The 2,463-nt window shown below is 47.1% G+C and carries 3 protein-coding genes; all 3 read left to right on the forward strand.

Going from position 1 to position 2,463, the window contains the following annotated elements:
* Nucleotides 1-45: 45 nt before the first annotated feature.
* The 3 genes from C4B57_12100 (at nt 46) to C4B57_12110 (ending at nt 2,365) form a co-directional block, all read left to right on the forward strand.
* Nucleotides 46-393: a hypothetical protein gene (locus C4B57_12100; GenBank protein PXF50486.1), complete on the forward strand. Its 348-nt coding sequence runs from the start codon at nt 46-48 to the stop codon at nt 391-393.
* Between the two features lie 2 nt (nt 394-395).
* A complete protein-coding gene (locus C4B57_12105) occupies nt 396-1,880 on the forward strand; it encodes a hypothetical protein (protein PXF50487.1) in 1,485 nt (494 codons plus the stop codon).
* Between the two features lie 233 nt (nt 1,881-2,113).
* On the forward strand, nt 2,114-2,365 hold the full coding sequence (locus C4B57_12110) for a hypothetical protein (protein PXF50488.1): 252 nt from the start codon (nt 2,114-2,116) through the stop codon (nt 2,363-2,365).
* The last annotated feature ends 98 nt before the right edge of the window (nt 2,366-2,463 follow it).

Below are 2,463 nucleotides of genomic sequence, written 5' to 3' on the forward strand. Positions count from 1 at the left end.
CGTCTTCTTGGTGGCCGGCCATCACTTTAAGGAGAATTAGGGAAAATGGGAATTAGTGGCAGTATATCACAGTTTGGGACTTTCATCAACTCCCTGATAAGAAAAGGGGACCCAGAGGCAGCCATGGCAGCCGGTAAGGGGCCAGTAACTGCTGAGTGGGCAAAGGCCCATGGCTATACTAAGCCCATTGTTGATCTGCCTCAAGCAAAATCTGTGGCTGAGCTTTCCCGTGGTGGCGCCGAGATCTATAAGCTCTATGTTGGTCAAAAGATGATCAGGGAGCGCAAGGAGAGAGTCAAGAAAGAGACAAGGCGCAAGATTAAAGAGCAGAGAAGGCGGACCAAAGAAGGGCGGTTATTACGGAGGCCTAGCCGAGAACGAGGTATCCTATAAAAATGATAGATAAAGCACTCACAGAAAAGCTTGCAGAGCTGAAGGCGAGGCGTACCCCCTTCGAACCTACATGGGAGGAGCTTGCGCGGTACTTCTGTCCATATCGTGAAAACCTCTTCTACGACCGGACCCCAGAATCACCTATCGGGAAATATCTCTTTGATTCTACGGGAGTATCTGCGGTTCGTATGCTGGCAGAGGGTTTGTTTGGCTACCTGATGTCGCCCTCTCTGGATTGGTTTAAGCTGGAAGTTCCTGACATGGATACTGACGCTGAAACCAAGTATTGGCTAGAGGGCATTGTTAAGGATCTGTATGCAGCCTTTCGGCGCAGCAATTTCTACTCAGAAGTTGTCGAGTTCCTGATTGATGGGATTACCTTTGGGACAGGGATACTCTACTTCGAGGAAAATCTGGGTGACAGGTCAATCTTTTACAAGGTTATGTCACCTCCGCGCATATGGATAGATGAAGATGGTTATGGTCAGATCAAAACTGTATTCCGCCAGGATACCTACACAGAAGCACAGGCGACTGACAAATTTGGTTGCAAAAATCTGGGTGGGAAATTTATCCATGCAGTAGTTCCGGATGGGGATCATTGGCGTTCGGTGTGGTACCATGAAATGAAAGGGGAGATCGTCCGTGAATCCAAATACGACTTCTTCCCCTACATTGTGTGGCGCTGCATCAAGAACCCTGACAGTGTCTATGGATATTCACCGGCCATGATGTCTTTACCCACAGTTAAGACACTCAACAGTATTCGCAAGAGCTTACTCGAGGCCGGGCAGCTTTCAGTTAAGCCGCCGATGAATGTGCCAATAAATGCGGATGTCGACCTGACCCCCAACGGAATTAACTATTTTGATAGCCCTGAGAATAAGATCAGCCCGGTTAACCTGGGGATCAACTTCCCAATTGGTCGGGACAGGGAAGAGCAGATACAGAAGAGCGTTAGAGATTTCTTTAGCATTGACTTCTTCTTAATGTTTGCCCATCAGGAAAGGGCTATGACCGCCACAGAAGTTGTGGAGCGGCAGGGCGAGAAAGCTGCAATCTTAGGGAACATCGTAGGGCGTTTGACGAATGAGCTCTTAGATAAGGTAATCGAGGGTGCGTTCAACATTGAATTTAACGCAGGACGGCTCGAACCACCCCCTGAAGGTTTGGTCGGAAGAAAGATTGATATAGAGTATCTTGGCCCCCTTGCTGTGGCTCAGAAAAAGCTGTTTGAGAGCAGGGGCCTGAACCAGGCAATTGAAGGTGTAGCCCCCATACTCCAGGCAAATCCTGACACGGCAATGAACTTGGATTGGGATTATTTGCTGCGGTATGCTTACAGTGTAGCGGGTGCTCCAGCTCGCGGGCTGATTGACGAGGAAGAGGTTCAGAAAAGGCGAATCTTGGCGATAATGCAGCAGCAAGCGCAGGCACAAGCTGAGGCTGAGGCAGCGGTTGTCCCGGAACAACAGCAGCAGCAATAACAATAATGGTAATGGTGATGAGAAGAATAAGAATGAGAAAAAGGAGAATTATCATGAATGATAAGATTTTGGTAGTGCTGGCAGTTTGTTTTTTAGCTGGGCTGGCCACTTACAAACCAGATTGCTCGGAGTTGATTGAGCTTTTTAAGATTCTTTCTTCGGGTCTGTTTGGCTTGGTGACTGGCGTTGCAATAGAGAAGGCATCGAAAAATAGATAGGCCGAGAAAGAGAAGATGAAAAAACACATCAAACAAGCCGTCGAATTTCTTTCAGATGGTTGTACATATTCACCAGACTTTGACTTTTATGACTGTTGTGAAGAGCATGATTGGCACTATCACACAGGAGATATCTCAAGAAAGGCTGCAGATAAAAAGCTCAGAGAGTGTATAAAGAAGAAAGGTCATGGTGCACTTTCGTGGATATACTGGGGCGCAGTTAAGGCTTTGGGCGGACGGAGATATAACCGCAAGAAGGTTGGATAAGGAAGAGGTGATGAGAAAGATAATTGTACTTACAATATGGCTGTTTTTCTTTGTGAATAGTGCTATAGCTGCTGTTGAATTGGATATACAGCCAGTTC

This window comes from Deltaproteobacteria bacterium (genome assembly GCA_003194485.1).
Lineage (GTDB): Bacteria > Desulfobacterota > Dissulfuribacteria > Dissulfuribacterales > UBA3076 > UBA3076.

What these genes read in the sequence shown, in the direction of transcription:
- C4B57_12100 (PXF50486.1), top strand. Translation starts at nt 46, where the DNA reads ATGGGAATTAGTGGCAGTATATCACAGTTTGGGACTTTCATCAACTCC.
- C4B57_12105 (PXF50487.1), top strand. Translation starts at nt 396, where the DNA reads ATGATAGATAAAGCACTCACAGAAAAGCTTGCAGAGCTGAAGGCGAGG.
- C4B57_12110 (PXF50488.1), top strand. Translation starts at nt 2,114, where the DNA reads ATGAAAAAACACATCAAACAAGCCGTCGAATTTCTTTCAGATGGTTGT.